At 55.6% G+C, this 17,169-nt stretch carries 14 protein-coding genes; 8 read left to right on the forward strand and 6 right to left on the reverse strand.

From position 1 onward, the window contains the following. From ispH to folA, 8 genes are all read left to right on the forward strand, one after another. The gene (gene ispH / locus OKF39_RS04345) at window positions 1–951 is read left to right on the forward strand and encodes a 4-hydroxy-3-methylbut-2-enyl diphosphate reductase (protein WP_028015471.1); all 951 of its coding nucleotides are present in this window, start codon (window positions 1–3) and stop codon (window positions 949–951) included. A 205-nt stretch (window positions 952–1,156) separates the two neighbouring features. Then, window positions 1,157–1,978: a 4-hydroxy-tetrahydrodipicolinate reductase gene (gene dapB, locus OKF39_RS04350; RefSeq protein WP_479983515.1), complete on the forward strand. Its 822-nt coding sequence runs from the start codon at window positions 1,157–1,159 to the stop codon at window positions 1,976–1,978. A gap of 454 nt (window positions 1,979–2,432) precedes the next feature. Then, window positions 2,433–3,581, forward strand: coding sequence for a glutamine-hydrolyzing carbamoyl-phosphate synthase small subunit (gene carA / locus OKF39_RS04355; RefSeq protein WP_028015473.1), 1,149 nt, complete (start codon window positions 2,433–2,435; stop codon window positions 3,579–3,581). An 18-nt stretch (window positions 3,582–3,599) separates the two neighbouring features. Continuing rightward, window positions 3,600–6,824 carry a carbamoyl-phosphate synthase large subunit gene (gene carB / locus OKF39_RS04360; RefSeq protein WP_041911263.1) on the forward strand — a complete coding sequence of 1,075 codons (3,225 nt, stop codon included), beginning with the start codon at window positions 3,600–3,602 and terminating at the stop codon, window positions 6,822–6,824. A gap of 140 nt (window positions 6,825–6,964) precedes the next feature. Further along, window positions 6,965–7,198 (forward strand): YgdI/YgdR family lipoprotein, encoded by a 234-nt coding sequence (locus tag OKF39_RS04365; RefSeq protein WP_003856439.1) that lies wholly within the window; start codon window positions 6,965–6,967, stop codon window positions 7,196–7,198. Window positions 7,199–7,303: 105 nt separating this feature from the next. After that, window positions 7,304–7,834, forward strand: coding sequence for a glutathione-regulated potassium-efflux system oxidoreductase KefF (gene kefF / locus OKF39_RS04370; RefSeq protein ID WP_059355617.1), 531 nt, complete (start codon window positions 7,304–7,306; stop codon window positions 7,832–7,834). Further along, a complete protein-coding gene (kefC, locus tag OKF39_RS04375; protein ID WP_479983516.1) occupies window positions 7,827–9,692 on the forward strand; it encodes a glutathione-regulated potassium-efflux system protein KefC in 1,866 nt (621 codons plus the stop codon). The genes kefF and kefC overlap by 8 nt, the downstream gene beginning before the upstream one ends. A 114-nt stretch (window positions 9,693–9,806) precedes the next feature. Continuing rightward, the gene (gene folA / locus OKF39_RS04380; protein ID WP_320700731.1) at window positions 9,807–10,286 is read left to right on the forward strand and encodes a type 3 dihydrofolate reductase; all 480 of its coding nucleotides are present in this window, start codon (window positions 9,807–9,809) and stop codon (window positions 10,284–10,286) included. Window positions 10,287–10,321: 35 nt separating this feature from the next. Here folA and apaH read toward each other — a convergent pair whose 3' ends face one another. Genes apaH through lptD form a run of 6 tightly spaced genes read right to left on the reverse strand, consistent with a single transcriptional unit; the run spans window position 10,322 to window position 17,075 of the window. Continuing rightward, a complete protein-coding gene (gene apaH, locus OKF39_RS04385) occupies window positions 10,322–11,170 on the reverse strand; it encodes a bis(5'-nucleosyl)-tetraphosphatase (symmetrical) ApaH (protein WP_252052085.1) in 849 nt (282 codons plus the stop codon). Between the two features lie 4 nt (window positions 11,171–11,174). Beyond that, window positions 11,175–11,552 (reverse strand): Co2+/Mg2+ efflux protein ApaG, encoded by a 378-nt coding sequence (apaG, locus tag OKF39_RS04390; protein ID WP_014882505.1) that lies wholly within the window; start codon window positions 11,550–11,552, stop codon window positions 11,175–11,177. Window positions 11,553–11,555: 3 nt separating this feature from the next. Then, the gene (gene rsmA, locus OKF39_RS04395; RefSeq protein WP_028015479.1) at window positions 11,556–12,377 is read right to left on the reverse strand and encodes a 16S rRNA (adenine(1518)-N(6)/adenine(1519)-N(6))-dimethyltransferase RsmA; all 822 of its coding nucleotides are present in this window, start codon (window positions 12,375–12,377) and stop codon (window positions 11,556–11,558) included. Beyond that, entirely contained in the window at window positions 12,374–13,360 is a 987-nt protein-coding gene (gene pdxA / locus OKF39_RS04400; RefSeq protein WP_059357859.1) for a 4-hydroxythreonine-4-phosphate dehydrogenase PdxA, read from the reverse strand. The genes rsmA and pdxA overlap by 4 nt, the downstream gene beginning before the upstream one ends. Beyond that, entirely contained in the window at window positions 13,360–14,646 is a 1,287-nt protein-coding gene (gene surA, locus OKF39_RS04405; protein ID WP_028015481.1) for a peptidylprolyl isomerase SurA, read from the reverse strand. Before surA ends, pdxA begins: the two co-directional genes overlap by 1 nt. Window positions 14,647–14,699: 53 nt before the next feature. Beyond that, window positions 14,700–17,075, reverse strand: a complete 2,376-nt coding sequence (gene lptD, locus OKF39_RS04410) for an LPS assembly protein LptD (RefSeq protein WP_479983517.1) — start codon at window positions 17,073–17,075, stop codon at window positions 14,700–14,702. Between the last annotated feature and the right edge of the window lie 94 nt (window positions 17,076–17,169).

Below are 17,169 nucleotides of genomic sequence, written 5' to 3' on the forward strand. Positions count from 1 at the left end.
ATGCAGATCCTGTTGGCTAACCCGCGCGGCTTCTGCGCCGGTGTAGACCGCGCTATCAGCATTGTTGAAAACGCGCTGGAGATTTACGGCGCGCCGATTTACGTGCGTCACGAAGTGGTGCATAACCGCTACGTGGTCGACAGCCTGCGCGAGCGCGGTGCTATTTTCATCGAGCAGATCAGCGAAGTGCCGGACGGTGCGATCCTGATCTTCTCTGCGCACGGCGTCTCTCAGGCGGTCCGTAACGAAGCGAAAAGCCGCGATCTGACCGTATTCGATGCCACCTGTCCATTAGTGACAAAAGTGCATATGGAAGTGGCGCGCGCCAGCCGTCGCGGTGAAGAGTCGATTCTGATTGGCCACGCCGGTCACCCGGAAGTTGAAGGCACCATGGGCCAGTACAGCAACCCGGAAGGGGGAATGTACCTGGTGGAGTCGCCGGAAGATGTCCTGACGCTGAACGTGAAAAACGAAGCGCGTCTGTCGTTTATGACCCAGACCACGCTCTCCGTAGACGACACCTCAGACGTGATTGACGCCCTGCGCCAGCGCTTCCCGAAAATCGTCGGGCCGCGTAAGGATGATATCTGCTACGCCACCACTAACCGTCAGGAAGCGGTGCGCGCGCTGGCTGAACAGGCGGACGTGGTGCTGGTTGTCGGCTCTAAAAACTCCTCTAACTCCAACCGTCTGGCCGAACTGGCGCAGCGTATGGGGAAAGCGGCGTTTTTAATCGACGACGCGACGGACATCCAGGAAGCGTGGGTGAAAAATGCGGCCTGCGTTGGCGTTACCGCAGGCGCTTCCGCGCCGGATATCCTGGTGCAGAACGTAATTGCTCGTCTGCAGGAGCTGGGCGGGGGCGAAGCGGTTCCGCTGGAAGGACGCGAAGAGAATATCGTCTTCGAAGTGCCGAAAGAGCTGCGTATCGACGCCCGCGAAGTGGAATAATTTCTTTTCTGATGAAAGGCCAGCACCTCCTGTGCTGGCCTTTTTTTTGCCCCGGACTTTATCGTGACGACAAAATCATGTCTTTTACTGATATCTGAGTCGGTTTCACGTTAAATTCTAATTATTGGTGTTTTCAGTTGGCAGCCTTTACGAAGGCTGGTTAATCTGAAAACGGTTTACATCATTTTAACGTAAGAGAATAACTATGCATGATGCACAGATCCGCGTCGCCATTGCGGGCGCGGGTGGACGTATGGGTCGCCAGCTGATTAAGGCGGCAATACAAATGGATGGCGTGGCACTCGGCGCGGCGCTGGAGCGTGAAGGTTCATCCCTGCTGGGATCCGATGCGGGTGAACTGGCCGGCGCGGGCAAGACAGGTGTTACCGTTCAGAGCAGCCTTGATGCGGTGAAAGATGACTTTGACGTGTTCATCGACTTTACCCGTCCCGAAGGCACCCTGACTCACCTGGCGTTTTGCCGCCAGCACGGTAAAGGGATGGTGATTGGCACCACCGGCTTCGATGATGCGGGTAAACAGGCCATTCAGGATGCAGCCACCGACATTGCGATTGTCTTTGCCGCGAACTTTAGCGTAGGCGTTAACGTCATGCTGAAGCTGCTGGAAAAAGCGGCGAAGGTGATGGGCGACTACACCGACATTGAGATTATTGAAGCGCACCACCGCCATAAAGTTGATGCTCCATCAGGCACGGCGCTGGCGATGGGCGAAGCGATTGCTTATGCAATGGATAAAGATTTAAAAGACATCGCAGTCTATTCCCGTGAAGGGCATACCGGAGAACGCGTGCCGGGCACCATTGGTTTCGCAACCGTCCGGGCAGGCGATATCGTCGGCGAACACACGGCGATGTTCGCCGATATTGGTGAACGTGTTGAGATTACGCACAAAGCGTCAAGTCGCATGACGTTCGCCAATGGCGCAGTACGCTCCGCATTGTGGCTGAAATCGAAAGAAAAGGGCCTTTTTGATATGCGAGATGTGCTGGATCTCAACAATTTGTAAGCTTTATTACCCATCGTGATGTGGTTATTGCAGTCGTAATATATTGATTGCATAGGGCAATAATTTATTGCCCTCTTATTTTATTTGTTTTATATGGATTTTGATTTTTAATGGTCATAAATCTGAGTTTTATGCCATTATTATGTGAATTGAATGTAAATTTTGACCATTTGGTCCACTTTTTGTCGCTCTCGTCTCTTAATTTCCATAAAACCTACCGCGCAAGCGTTTTCCAGGATGATTTACCTGATCTTTTTGCCCGTTAAATCCCATTCAGGCTGCCAGTCCTGCAAAAGAATAAACAAAATATCCGTTTTAAGTTGACTTTTACCCACCAAATCTCCAGAATGCCGCCGTTTGCCAAAAATCCGCTGGCAACACATTTGCATTGATCTATGACATAGTCATGAATTAATATGCAAATAAAGTGAGTGAATATTCTCTGGAGGGTGTTTTGATTAAGTCAGCGCTATTGGTTCTGGAAGACGGAACCCAGTTTATCGGTCGGGCCATAGGGGCAACGGGTTCGGCGGTTGGGGAAGTCGTTTTCAATACTTCAATGACCGGTTATCAAGAAATCCTCACTGATCCTTCCTATTCTCGCCAAATCGTTACTCTTACTTATCCTCATATCGGCAATGTCGGCACCAATGCGGCTGACGAAGAATCCTCTCAGGTACATGCGCAAGGCCTGGTCATTCGCGACCTGCCGCTGATTGCCAGCAACTTCCGCAACACTGAAGACCTCTCTTCTTACCTGAAGCGCCATAACATCGTGGCGATTGCCGATATCGATACCCGTAAGCTGACGCGTCTGCTGCGCGAGAAGGGGGCACAAAACGGCTGCATCATCGCAGGGGATAACCTCGATGCGGCCCTGGCGCTGGAAAAAGCGAAAGCCTTCCCGGGCCTGAACGGTATGGACCTGGCGAAAGAAGTGACTACCGCCGAAGCCTACAGCTGGACGCAGGGGAGCTGGACGCTGGAAGGCGACCTGCCGGAAGCGAAAAAAGAGAACGAACTGCCGTTCCACGTGGTGGCCTATGATTTTGGTGCCAAGCGCAACATCCTGCGCATGCTGGTTGACCGCGGCTGCCGCCTGACGGTGGTACCAGCGAAAACCTCCGCTGAAGAGGTGCTTAAGATGAACCCGGACGGCATCTTCCTCTCTAACGGCCCAGGCGACCCGGCACCGTGCGATTACGCTATCGACGCCATCAAGTCCTTCCTGGAAACCGACATTCCGGTATTCGGCATCTGCCTCGGCCATCAGCTGCTGGCGCTGGCGAGCGGTGCGAACACCGTCAAGATGAAGTTCGGCCACCACGGTGGTAACCACCCGGTGAAAGACATTGATAACAATACGGTGATGATTACCGCGCAGAACCACGGTTTCGCCGTCGATGAAGCCTCTATGCCGGCTAACCTGCGCGTGACGCACAAATCACTGTTCGATGGCACCCTGCAGGGTATCCACCGTACCGATAAGCCAGCGTTCAGCTTCCAGGGCCACCCGGAAGCCAGCCCGGGCCCGCACGACGCCGCGCCGCTGTTCGATCACTTCATCGAACTTATCGAGCAATACCGTAAGACCGCTAAATAATCAGGAGCCGAGAAGACCATGCCAAAACGTACAGACATAAAAAGCATCCTGATCCTTGGCGCTGGCCCGATCGTCATCGGCCAGGCCTGCGAATTCGACTACTCCGGCGCGCAGGCGTGTAAAGCGCTGCGCGAAGAGGGTTACCGCGTTATCCTGGTGAACTCTAACCCGGCGACCATCATGACCGACCCGGAAATGGCGGATGCCACCTACATCGAGCCGATTCACTGGGAAGTGGTACGTAAAATCATTGAAAAAGAGCGCCCGGACGCGGTGCTGCCAACCATGGGCGGCCAGACGGCGCTGAACTGCGCGCTGGAGCTGGAGCGTCAGGGCGTGCTGGCTGAATTTGGCGTCACCATGATTGGTGCGACCGCCGACGCGATTGATAAAGCAGAAGACCGTCGCCGCTTTGACGTGGCGATGAAGAAAATCGGCCTCGACACCGCGCGTTCCGGTATTGCGCATAACATGGAAGAGGCGCTGGCCGTTGCGGCAGAAGTGGGCTATCCGTGCATCATCCGTCCATCGTTCACCATGGGCGGCACCGGTGGCGGTATCGCCTACAACCGCGAAGAGTTCGAAGAGATTTGCGAGCGCGGTCTGGATCTCTCCCCAACCAAAGAGCTGCTGATTGATGAATCGCTGATTGGCTGGAAAGAGTACGAGATGGAAGTGGTGCGTGATAAAAACGACAACTGCATCATCGTCTGCTCCATCGAAAACTTCGATGCGATGGGTATCCACACCGGCGACTCCATCACCGTTGCGCCAGCCCAGACGCTGACCGACAAAGAGTATCAAATCATGCGTAACGCCTCGATGGCGGTACTGCGTGAAATCGGCGTGGAGACCGGCGGCTCTAACGTGCAGTTCTCCGTTAACCCGAAAACCGGCCGTCTGATTGTTATCGAAATGAACCCGCGCGTGTCCCGCTCCTCCGCGCTGGCCTCCAAAGCCACCGGCTTCCCGATTGCGAAAGTGGCGGCGAAGCTGGCAGTGGGTTACACCCTCGACGAGCTGATGAACGACATCACCGGTGGCCGCACGCCTGCGTCCTTCGAGCCGTCCATCGACTACGTTGTGACTAAAATTCCTCGCTTTAACTTCGAGAAATTCGCGGGCGCGAACGACCGTCTGACGACCCAGATGAAATCTGTGGGTGAAGTGATGGCGATTGGCCGCACGCAGCAGGAATCCCTGCAAAAAGCGCTGCGCGGTCTGGAAGTGGGCGCCACCGGCTTTGACCCGAAAGTGAGCCTGGACGACCCGGAAGCGCTGACCAAAATCCGCCGCGAGCTGAAGGACGCGGGCGCAGAGCGTATCTGGTACATCGCCGATGCCTTCCGCGCGGGCCTGTCCGTCGACGGCGTATTTAACCTGACCAACATCGACCGCTGGTTCCTGGTGCAGATTGAAGAGCTGGTGCGTCTGGAAGAGAAAGTGGCGGAGCTGGGCATCAACGGCCTGGACGCAGACTTCCTGCGCATGCTGAAGCGTAAAGGCTTCGCCGATGCGCGTCTGGCTAAGCTGGCGGGCGTGCGCGAAGCGGAAATCCGCAAGCTGCGCGACCAGTATGACCTGCACCCGGTTTACAAGCGCGTGGACACCTGTGCAGCAGAGTTCTCGACCGATACCGCGTACATGTACTCCACCTATGAAGACGAGTGCGAAGCGAACCCGTCCGTCGACCGCGACAAGATTATGGTGCTGGGCGGCGGTCCAAACCGTATCGGCCAGGGCATCGAGTTCGACTACTGCTGCGTGCACGCCTCGCTGGCGCTGCGCGAAGACGGTTACGAGACCATCATGGTCAACTGTAACCCGGAAACCGTTTCTACCGACTACGACACCTCCGATCGCCTCTACTTCGAGCCGGTTACCCTGGAAGACGTGCTGGAAATCGTGCGCATCGAGAAGCCAAAAGGCGTTATCGTGCAGTACGGCGGTCAGACCCCGCTGAAGCTGGCGCGCGCGCTGGAAGCGGCAGGCGTACCGGTTATCGGTACCAGCCCGGACGCGATTGACCGCGCGGAAGACCGTGAGCGTTTCCAGCAGGCGGTTGACCGTCTCAAGCTGAAGCAGCCGGCGAACGCCACCGTGACCGCCATTGAAATGGCCGTTGAGAAGGCGAAGGAGATTGGCTACCCGCTGGTGGTGCGCCCTTCCTACGTCCTGGGCGGCCGCGCGATGGAAATCGTCTACGACGAAGCCGACCTGCGTCGCTACTTCCAGACGGCGGTGAGCGTTTCCAACGATGCGCCCGTACTGCTTGACCGCTTCCTCGACGACGCGGTTGAGGTGGACGTTGACGCCATCTGCGACGGCGAAATGGTGCTGATTGGCGGCATCATGGAGCACATCGAGCAGGCGGGCGTGCACTCCGGTGACTCCGCCTGTTCTCTGCCGGCCTACACGCTGAGCCAGGAAATTCAGGACGTGATGCGCCAGCAGGTGCAGAAGCTGGCCTTTGAGCTGCAGGTTCGTGGCCTGATGAACGTTCAGTTCGCGGTGAAAGACAACGAAGTTTATCTGATTGAAGTCAACCCGCGTGCGGCGCGTACCGTACCGTTCGTCTCTAAAGCGACCGGTATTCCGCTGGCGAAAGTGGCGGCGCGCGTGATGGCTGGCCAGACGCTGGCGCAGCAGGGCGTGACAAAAGAGATCATCCCGCCGTATTACTCGGTGAAAGAGGTGGTGCTGCCGTTCAACAAATTCCCGGGCGTTGACCCGCTGTTAGGGCCAGAAATGCGCTCAACCGGGGAAGTAATGGGCGTGGGCCGCACCTTCGCAGAAGCGTTTGCCAAGGCGCAGCTGGGCAGCAGCTCTACCATGAGAAAATCGGGCCGTGCGCTGCTCTCCGTTCGTGAAGGCGATAAAGAGCGCGTGGTTGACCTGGCCGCCAAGCTGCTGAAACAAGGCTTCGAGCTGGACGCGACCCACGGTACGGCGATTGTGCTGGGTGAAGCCGGTATTAACCCGCGTCTGGTGAACAAGGTGCATGAAGGCCGTCCGCACATTCAGGATCGTATCAAGAATGGCGAATATACCTACATCATCAACACCACCGCAGGACGCCAGGCGATTGAAGACTCCAAGCTGATTCGCCGCAGCGCGCTGCAATACAAAGTGCACTACGACACCACCCTGAACGGCGGTTTCGCAACAGCGATGGCGCTGAATGCGGATGCCACCGAGAAGGTGATTTCGGTGCAGGAAATGCACGCGCAGATTAGCAAGTAACCCCCATTGCCCGGTACCGTTCGGTTACCGGGCAATTTTCCCATCTTAAGAACCTTCTGGTTTTTCATCCGCTTTCAGTCAGTTAGCCTAAAATAGTTAGGTCGATAACGAAAATTCAACTGAGAGCAGGGGAAAACACCATGCAAAATAAACTACTGATCGCTTCCGTTCTGGCTGCCACCGCAATGTTTACCGTCGCGGGCTGTTCGTCCAATCAGGCCGTAAAAACCACCGATGGCAAAACGATTGTCACCGACGGAAAACCGCAGGTGGATGACGATACCGGGCTGGTGTCGTACAAAAACGCCGAAACCGGTCAAACTGAACAGATCAATCGCGACCAGGTGAAATCCATGGGCGAGCTGGATAACTAATTCAGAATTCTGACGTAAGCCCGTCAATAATATTCACTATTAGCCTGTTGAATTACTGACTACACTCTTTTGTTAAAAGAAGGCAGTAAAACAACAGGCTACTCAATGATTCTGATAATTTATGCGCACCCTTATCCGCAGCACTCGCATGCGAATAAGCGGATGCTTGAGCAGGCAAGGACGCTCGAAAACGTAGAGATACGTTCCCTCTATCAACTCTATCCCGATTTTAATATTGATATCGCCGCTGAACAGGAGGCGCTCTCCCGTGCCGATCTGATCGTCTGGCAGCACCCGATGCAGTGGTACAGCACGCCGCCGCTCCTGAAGCTGTGGATTGATAAAGTCTTCTCCCACGGCTGGGCTTACGGCCACAACGGCAATGCGCTAAAAGGCAAAAGCCTGATGTGGGCGGTTACCACCGGCGGTGGGGAAAGCCACTTTGATATTGGTACCTTCCCGGGGTTTGACGTCCTGGCGCAGCCGCTGCAGGCTACGGCGCTTTACTGCGGGCTGAACTGGCTCCCGCCTTTTGCGATGCATTGCACCTTTGTTTGCGACGATGAAACGCTGCAGGCGCAGGCTCGCCATTATAAACAACGCTTACTCGAGTGGCAGGAGACGCACCATGGATAGCCATACGCTGATACAGGCGCTGATTTATCTCGGCGCGGCGGCGCTGATTGTGCCGGTGGCGGTACGTCTGGGGCTGGGGTCGGTTCTCGGCTACCTGATTGCGGGCTGCGTCATTGGGCCCTGGGGCTTTCGACTGGTAACGGATGCGGAGGCGATCCTCCATTTCGCTGAAATTGGCGTCGTGCTGATGCTGTTTGTGATTGGTCTGGAGCTGGATCCGCAGAGGTTATGGAAACTTCGCGCCTCGGTATTTGGCGGAGGCGCGCTGCAGATGGTGGCCTGCGGCCTGCTGCTCGGTGGGTTCTGCATCCTGTTGGGCATGGACTGGAAAGTGGCGGAGCTTATCGGCATGACGCTGGCGCTCTCCTCGACGGCCATCGCCATGCAGGCGATGAACGAGCGAAATCTGACGGTCTCGCAGATGGGACGCAGCGCGTTCTCGGTGCTGCTGTTCCAGGATATTGCCGCTATTCCACTGGTGGCGATGATCCCGCTGCTGGCGGCAAGCGGCTCGTCCACGACGCTGGGGGCGTTTGCGCTGTCGGCATTAAAAGTCGTGGGGGCGCTGGCGCTGGTGGTCCTGCTTGGCCGCTACGTGACCCGCCCGTTACTGCGGTTTGTTGCCCGTTCAGGCCTGCGCGAAGTGTTCAGCGCCGTGGCGCTGTTCCTGGTGTTTGGCTTTGGTTTGCTGCTGGAGGAAGCCGGGCTGTCGATGGCAATGGGGGCGTTCCTCGCAGGCGTTCTGCTGGCGAGCTCTGAATATCGTCACGCCCTGGAAAGCGATATCGAGCCGTTCAAAGGGCTGCTGCTGGGGCTGTTTTTCATCGGCGTAGGGATGTCCGTCGACTTCGGCACGCTGGTCACGCACCCGCTGCGGATCGTCATCCTGCTCGTCGGTTTCCTGGTGATTAAAATGGCGATGCTGTGGCTAATTGCGCGTCCATTGAAGGTGCCGAACAAGCAGCGCCGCTGGTTTGCCGTACTGCTGGGTCAGGGGAGCGAATTTGCATTCGTGGTCTTTGGTGCCGCGCAGATGGCAAACGTGCTCGATCCCGAGTGGGCGAAAGCGCTGACGCTGGCGGTCGCGCTGTCGATGGCGGCAACGCCTGTTCTACTGGTGGTGCTGACGCGTCTGGAAAAATCAGGCAGCGAGCAGGAGCGCGAAGCCGACGAGATCGATGAGGAGCAGCCGCGCGTCATCATCGCCGGATTTGGTCGCTACGGGCAGATCGTCGGGCGTTTACTGCTGTCAAGCGGGGTGAAAATGGTGATTCTCGATCACGATCCTGACCATGTCGATACCCTGCGTAAATTTGATATGAAGGTGTTTTACGGCGATGCGACTCGCGTCGATCTGCTGGAATCCGCCGGGGCGGCAAAAGCCGAAGTATTGATTAACGCCATTGACGATCCTGAGACCAGCATGCAGATGGTGGAGCTGGTAAAAGAGCATTTTCCGGGGCTGACCATTATCTCCCGCGCGCGCGATGTGGATCATTACATCCGGCTGCGTCAGGCGGGCGTAGAGGCGCCGGAGCGTGAAACGTTCGAAGGCGCGCTGAAGTCTGGCCGCCTGGCGCTGGAGAATCTGGGGCTCGGCGCGTATGAAGCGCGCGAACGTGCGGACCTGTTCCGGCGCTTTAACACCGGGATGGTGGAAGAGATGGCGGCGATGGCGGGAAGTTCGGCCACGGAGCGTGCGGCGGTGTTTAAACGCACCAGCGCCATGCTGACAGAAATCATTAACGAGGACCGCAATCACCTGTCGCTGATCCAACGTCATGGCTGGCAGGGCACGGAAGAGGGCAAGCATACCGGCGATCCGGCTGACGAGCCCGAGAGTAAACCTTCCGCGTGAAGTGGAGTTGCCAGCAATAATAAAAAATTTCTGTATCTTTACTCTGCCGCCAGTCGACGAAAGATTAAGCTTTCCGTATAGTGGCGGCAATTTTTTGCATCCGGGAAATTTTCAATGATCAGTCTGATTGCAGCGCTGGCAGTGGACCGCGTTATCGGTATGGAAAATGCCATGCCGTGGAACCTGCCTGCCGATCTCGCATGGTTTAAACGTACTACGTTAAACAAGCCGGTAGTGATGGGCCGCCTGACCTGGGAGTCGATTGGTCGTCCATTGCCGGGCCGTAAGAATATCGTTATCAGTAGCCAGCCGGGCACTGACGATCGCGTCGAATGGGTTAAGTCCGTTGATGAAGCGATTGCCGCCTGCGGTGACGCCGAAGAGATCATGGTGATCGGCGGCGGCCGCGTGTATGAGCAGTTCCTGCCAAAAGCGCAGAAGCTGTATCTGACCCACATTGATGCGGAAGTGGAAGGGGACACCCATTTCCCGGATTACGATCCGGACGAGTGGGAATCGATATTCAGCGAGTTCCACGACGCGGATGCACAGAACTCCCACAGCTACTGCTTCGAGATTCTGGAACGTCGTTAAGTGATGTCCCTCTCCCGCCCGGGAGAGGGAATGATTCAGGAGGCAACGGCCTCACTTCCCCCTAAGTCCAGCTGTCGGTTGGACGGCTGAACAAAGTAAGTTTTATCTTCCCAGCGTAAGCAGGTCAACTCTCCGCCCCAGCAGCATCCGGTATCCAGACCGTAGATCCCGTCCGGCGTGCCTTTTCCTTCCAGCGCAGCCCAGTGGCCAAAGACGACGTTGTACTCGCTTGTCACGGGTCCAGGAATGGCAAACCACGGTTTGAGCGGGGCAGGCGCGCTTTCCGGCGTCTCTTTGGAATACATGTCCAGCTGCCCGTTCGGGAAGCAGAAACGCATGCGCGTAAAAGCGTTGGTAATAAAGCGCAGGCGGGCCAGACCGCTGAGATCCTCGCTCCAGTGATTCGGCATATCGCCGTACATGGCATCAAGGAAGAAGGGGTACGAGTCGCTCGCCAGCACCGCCTCAACGTCACGCGCGCAGGTTTTAGCCGTCTCAAGATCCCATTGCGGGGTGATCCCGGCATGAGCCATGACCAGCTTTTTCTCCTCATCGACCTGCAGTAAAGGCTGGCGGCGCAGCCAGTTAATCAGTTCGTCCGCGTCTGCCGCATCCAGCAGGGGAGAGAGGCGATCTTTAGGTTTGTTGCGGCTGATCCCGGCAAATACGGCCAACAGGTGAAGATCGTGATTGCCCAGCACCATGCGCACGCTGTCGCCCAGAGATTTGACGAAACGTAAAACCTCAAGCGAGCCCGGGCCACGCGCCACTAAATCGCCCGTCAGCCAGAGCGTGTCCTGTCCTGGCGTAAAGTCGACCTGTTTTAACAATGCGATCAGTTCATCGTAGCAACCGTGAACGTCGCCAATCAGATATGTAGACATTAGATTAATGAATGAGTGTGGTTACGGCGAGACGGAACACAGGAATAGCAACGCGGAACACATTGCCATCGACGTCGACCATTTCGTAATGGCCTTGCATGGTACCCAGCGGCGTTTCAATTACCGCGCCGCTGGTGTACTGATACTCTTCGCCAGGGGCGATGTGGGGCTGTTCACCGACCACACCTTCACCCTGAACTTCAATTTCGCGGCCATTGCCGTTGGTGATAAGCCAGTAGCGCCCGCGCAGCTGCACGGGCATCCGCCCCAGATTGCGAATGGTCACGGTGTAAGCAAAGACAAAACGCTCTTCATCCGGCGAGGATTGCGATTCAACATAGACGCTTTGTACATGGACACATACGCGGGGCGAATCAATCATGGCTTAACTCTCCTTCGGCGGCGCATTTTCGCTGATGTAATTAGCCAGCTTGCAGTACTGCTCTACGGAAATGTTTTCCGCACGCATTGCCGGGTCGATCCCCAGCTCTGCTAACACCTCAACGGTAAACGAATTGCTCAGACTGTTACGGATCGTTTTACGGCGCTGGTTAAAGGCTTCCGTGGTGATGCGGCTCAGTACACGCAGATCTTTAACCGGATACGGTTTCGTTTTGTGCGGCACAAGGCGCACAACCGCAGAATCTACTTTCGGTGGCGGCGTGAACGCTGATGGCGGTACTTCGAGTACCGGGATCACGTTGCAGTAATATTGTGCCATCACGCTTAAACGACCATACGCTTTACTGTTCGGCCCTGCAACCAGACGGTTAACAACCTCTTTTTGCAACATGAAGTGCATGTCGGCAATGGCATCAGTATAGCTAAAGAGGTGGAACATTAGCGGCGTGGAGATGTTATACGGCAGGTTGCCGAACACGCGCAGCGGCTGGCCCATTTTTTCCGACAGTTCGCCAAAGTTCATGGTCATGGCATCCTGCTGATAGATGGTCAGCTTTGGTCCGAGGAACGGGTGCGTTTGCAGGCGTGCGGCAAGGTCGCGATCCAGTTCGATAACGGTCAGCTCGTCGAGGCGTTCGCCTACCGGCTCGGTCAGTGCGGCAAGGCCCGGGCCGATTTCGACCATAGCCTGACCCTTCTGCGGATTAATAGCAGAGACGATGCTGTCGATCACGAACTGATCGTTGAGAAAGTTTTGCCCGAAGCGTTTACGGGCTAAGTGGCCCTGATGGACTCGATTAGTCATTGAGTATTAACAATCATTTTGATGGCGAGATTAAGCGCCGTAATAAAACTGCCGACATCCGCTTTCCCCTGGCCTGCCAGATCCAGCGCAGTGCCGTGGTCAACGGACGTTCGAATAAAGGGTAAACCGAGGGTGATATTCACCCCGCGGCCAAAGCCCTGGTATTTTAGCACGGGCAGACCCTGATCGTGGTACATCGCGAGGACGGCGTCGGCATTATCCAGGTATTTTGGCTGGAAAAGGGTGTCCGCAGGCAGCGGCCCGCTGAGATTCATCCCTTTGGCGCGCATTTCTTCAAGCACCGGAATAATGGTGTCGATCTCTTCGGTGCCCATGTGACCCCCTTCACCCGCGTGCGGATTCAGGCCGCAGACCAGAACGTGCGGCCGCTTGATGCCGAACTTCGTTTGCAGGTCGTGATGCAGGATCCCGATGATCTCCCGCAGCAGTTCCGGGGTGATGGCATCAGGAATGGCCTTGATCGGTAGATGGGTGGTCACGAGAGCAACGCGCATCGCTTCCGTCGCCAGCATCATCACCACTTTCGGGCTGTGCGAGCGCTCTTCGAAGAATTCCGTATGCCCTGTAAAAGGGATGCCCGCTTCGTTGATGACGCCCTTATGCACGGGGCCGGTGATCAGAGCGGCAAATTCCCCCTTCAGGCAACCGTCGCAGGCGCGGGCAAGGGTTTCCACGACGTAGTGGCCATTTTCCGTGCTGAGCTGGCCTGGAATAACGGGTGTACGAAGGGGAACAGAAAGAAGAGTGAGCGTACCGGCCTGCTGTGGTGCGGGCTGTTGGCCTTCAACGTAAGGGATGAGCGTTAAGGGCAGACCGAGCAGATTCGCCCGGTCTTGTAACAGTGTTGCATCCGCGCAGACAACCAGTTCTACTGGCCAGCTGCGCTGGGCGAGCTGGACAACGAGGTCAGGCCCAATCCCGGCGGGTTCGCCGGGAGTGATAACAACACGATGCTGTTTCATTAGTTGCTCAGGACTTTCACGTAAGCACTGGCGCGCTGTTCCTGCATCCAGGTTGCCGCTTCTTCGGAGAACTTACGGTTAAACAGCATACGATAGGCTCTGTCTTTCTGCGCCGCATCCGTTTTGTCCACGTTGCGGGTGTCCATCAGCTCGATCAGATGCCAGCCAAATGAAGAGTGAACCGGGGCACTGATCTGGCCTTTATTCAGCTTCATCAGCGCATCGCGGAAGGCAGGATCGTAAATGTCCGCAGCCGCCCAGCCCAGATCGCCTCCCTGGTTCGCAGAGCCAGGATCCTGAGAGAACTCTTTCGCTGCATTGGCAAACGACGTTTTACCGCTCTTAATATCTGCGGCAATTTGCTCCAGCTTCGCACGCGCCTGATCGTCAGTCATGATCGGTGACGGCTTCAGCAGAATGTGGCGAGCGTGAACTTCAGTCACGGAGATATTCTGGCTCTGACCGCGCAGATCGTTCACTTTCAGAATGTGGAAGCCCACCCCTGAACGGATTGGACCGACAATATCGCCTTTCTTCGCCGTGCTCAGCGCCTGAGCAAAGATAGATGGCAGCTCCTGGATACGTCCCCAGCCCATCTGGCCGCCTTTCAGGGCCTGTTGGTCAGCAGAGTAGGTGATAGCCAGCTTGCCAAAGTCGCCGCCGTTACGCGCCTGGTCGACAATTGAACGTGCCTGACTTTCTGCTTCAGCAGCTTGATCTGACGTTGGGTTCTCTGGCAGTGGGATCAGAATGTGGCTCAGGTTCAGCTCTGTGCTCGCATCGTTCTGGTTGCCCACCTGTTTTGCCAGCGCATCCACTTCCTGAGGCAGGATGGTGACGCGGCGACGGACTTCATTATTACGCACTTCCGAGATCAGCATCTCTTTACGGATCTGGTTACGGTAGGTAGCGTAGCTGATGCCGTCATAGGCCAGACGGCTGCGCATCTGGTCCGGCGACATGTTGTTCTGCTTTGCAATGTTAGCGATAGCCTGATCGAGCTGCTCGTCGGTCACCTTCACGCCCATTTTCTGACCCATCTGCAGGATAATCTGATCCATGATCAGACGCTCCAGGATTTGGTGGCGCAGCGTGGCGTCATCCGGAAGTTGCTGACCCGCTTCGCCCGAATTGAGCTTCACGGATTTCATCAGACCATCAACGTCACTTTCGAGCACGACGCCGTTGTTAACGACAGCGGCGACCTTATCAACAACCTGGGGGGCCGCGAAGCTGGTATTCGCAACCATAGCGACACCAAGCAGCAGCGTTTTCCAGTTCTTCATACTTTTTCCATTTCAATTAACCGCAAAGCGGATTACGTTGTAAATCAAGCACATTACAAAGAACTACTGTACGGCAGAATGTTCGAACGCAGCATCTGATGCGTGCCTAAGCCGTAGTTGGAGCTCAGGCCGCGCAGTTCGACATTAAAGCCAATCACGTTATCGTATTTGCTCTGATTGTTTACAGTGTCCCAGCCGTTAAGCTTACGCTCGTAACCGACGCGCAGCGCGTAACAGCAGGAGTTATATTGCAGACCTACCATCTGGTCCGCTGGCTTATTCGCGTTGGTGTCAAAGTAGTAAGCGCCTACGATTGACCAGCGGTCGGCGATAGGCCAGCTAGCTACCGCACCAACCTGAGAAATTCCGTCTGAATATTGCGGTAGTTTCCAGTAATTAATGCTGTTCTGATCGTTACTCTTCGGAAGCGTCGCCTGAATGTATTCCGGGCTAGCGTAGCGATAGCTTAGTTGAATCATACGATCTTCATCACGACGATACTCTATAGCCGCACTACTATTAGCAATATTGTCGAGACGAGTATCATATTGCACTCCGCCACGCAGACCCCAGCGATCCGTCATACGCCAGTAGGTATCTCCCGCCCATACCAGCGATCCCGTTTTGTTGTCTTTCTCCCACTGAATGTTGTCATCGCCGGTGCGAGACTCGGTGAAATAGTAGATTTGACCAACAGAAACGTTAAAACGTTCAACGGCGGCATCATCATAAACGCGTGTTGTGACGCCGGTCGTTAACTGGTTAGCGGATGCGATACGGTCCAGACCGCCGTAAGTACGATCGCGGAATAGGCCGCTGTAGTCAGACTGCAGCAAAGACGAGTCGTAGTTTTGAATATTGCTCTGATCGCGATACGGCACGTACAAATACTGCATACGCGGTTCAAGCGTCTGGGTATAACCATCCGCGAGCAGGCCCATATCACGCTCGAAGATCAGCTTCCCGTCCATTTTGAACTGCGGGAGCGTTCGGTTAACCGACTCTTCCAGATGCGCATTGTTCGTGGTGTTGTAATTATCAACATTTTTTTGCTGATAGTGGGTCGCCATCAGCTTGGCTTCGGTATTCAGGCTTGCCCAGTCGTTAGACCACGGCAGATTGATCGTCGGCTCCAGGTGAACACGCGTAGCTTCCGGCATGTCCGAATCCGTGTTCACGAAATGTACCGCCTGAGCGTAAACCCGGGTGTCGAATGGACCTACATTATTCTGATACCAGTTAACGTCCAGCTGCGGCTCTGCACCATAGGTAGGCGTGGACTGGTCAGAGAATACCTGGAACTGTTTGGTTGAGACGGTTGCATCAAAGTTCTGCACCGCATAGCCTACGCTGAACTTCTGCGTGGCATAGCCATCCGTGCTCGAACCGTATTTAGACGAGAAGTCGTTAAAATAAGATGAGTCGCTGACTTTGGTATAGTCAACGTTAAAGCGCCACACCTGATCCATCACTCCGGCATGCTGCCAGTAGAATAGCCAGCGGTGTTTATCGCCTTCTGTAGGATGCTCATCCTGGAAGACCTTATCCGACGGCAGATAATCCAGCTCCATCAGGCCAGCACCGGCCTGAGTCAGATAGCGGAACTCGTTTTCCCACATGATGTTGCCGCGCTTGTGAATATAGTGCGGCGTGATCGTGGCGTCCATGTTGGGCGCGATGTTCCAGTAATACGGCAGGTAGAACTCAAAGTAGTTCGAGGTGCTGTATTTGGCATTCGGGATCAGGAAGCCCGAGCGACGCTTGTCACCCACGGGAAGCTGGAGATAAGGGCTGTAGAATACCGGCACCGGACCCAGCTTAAAGCGTGCGTTCCAGATCTCTGCGACCTGCTCTTCACGGTCATGGATAACTTCGCTCCCGACCACGCTCCAGGTATTTGAACCCGGCAGACATGATGTAAAGGAGCCATTCTCCAGAATCGTATAGCGGTTTTCACCGCGCTGTTTCATCAGGTCCGCTTTACCGCGTCCCTGGCGACCCACCATCTGGTAATCACCTTCCCAGACGTTAGTATCTTTGGTATTCAGGTTTGACCAGGCTTTCGGACCTTTCAGGATGACCTGATTGTCGTCATAGTGCACATTACCCAGCGCATCCACCGTTCGTACCGGCTCGACCGCGCCTTGCGGCTGCTTCTGGTGCAACTGCACTTCATCAGCCTGCAGGCGGCTATTGCCCTGGTTAATATCCACATTGCCCGTAAACGTGGCATTGTCAGGATAAGTACCTTTGGAGCTATCGGCAGTAATGGTTACCGGCAAGCTATTTGTATCGCCCTCCACCAGTGGGCGATTATAACTTGGGACGCCAAGCATACACTGCGAGGCGAGATCGGCCGCCAGCCCCTGTTGACTGTACAGGGCGGAGCCAATCATTGTGGCCAGGAGGGTGGGGATACGTTTTTTCATACGTTATATTTTATTGTTCCGTCATCAGTGGCTACGGCTTACAAACGCTCAGAGACTATCTTACTCATCAGCGCAGTACCAGCGTTAATCCTGC

It is taken from the genome of Enterobacter cloacae complex sp. HYC042_NIDB, assembly GCF_056673315.1.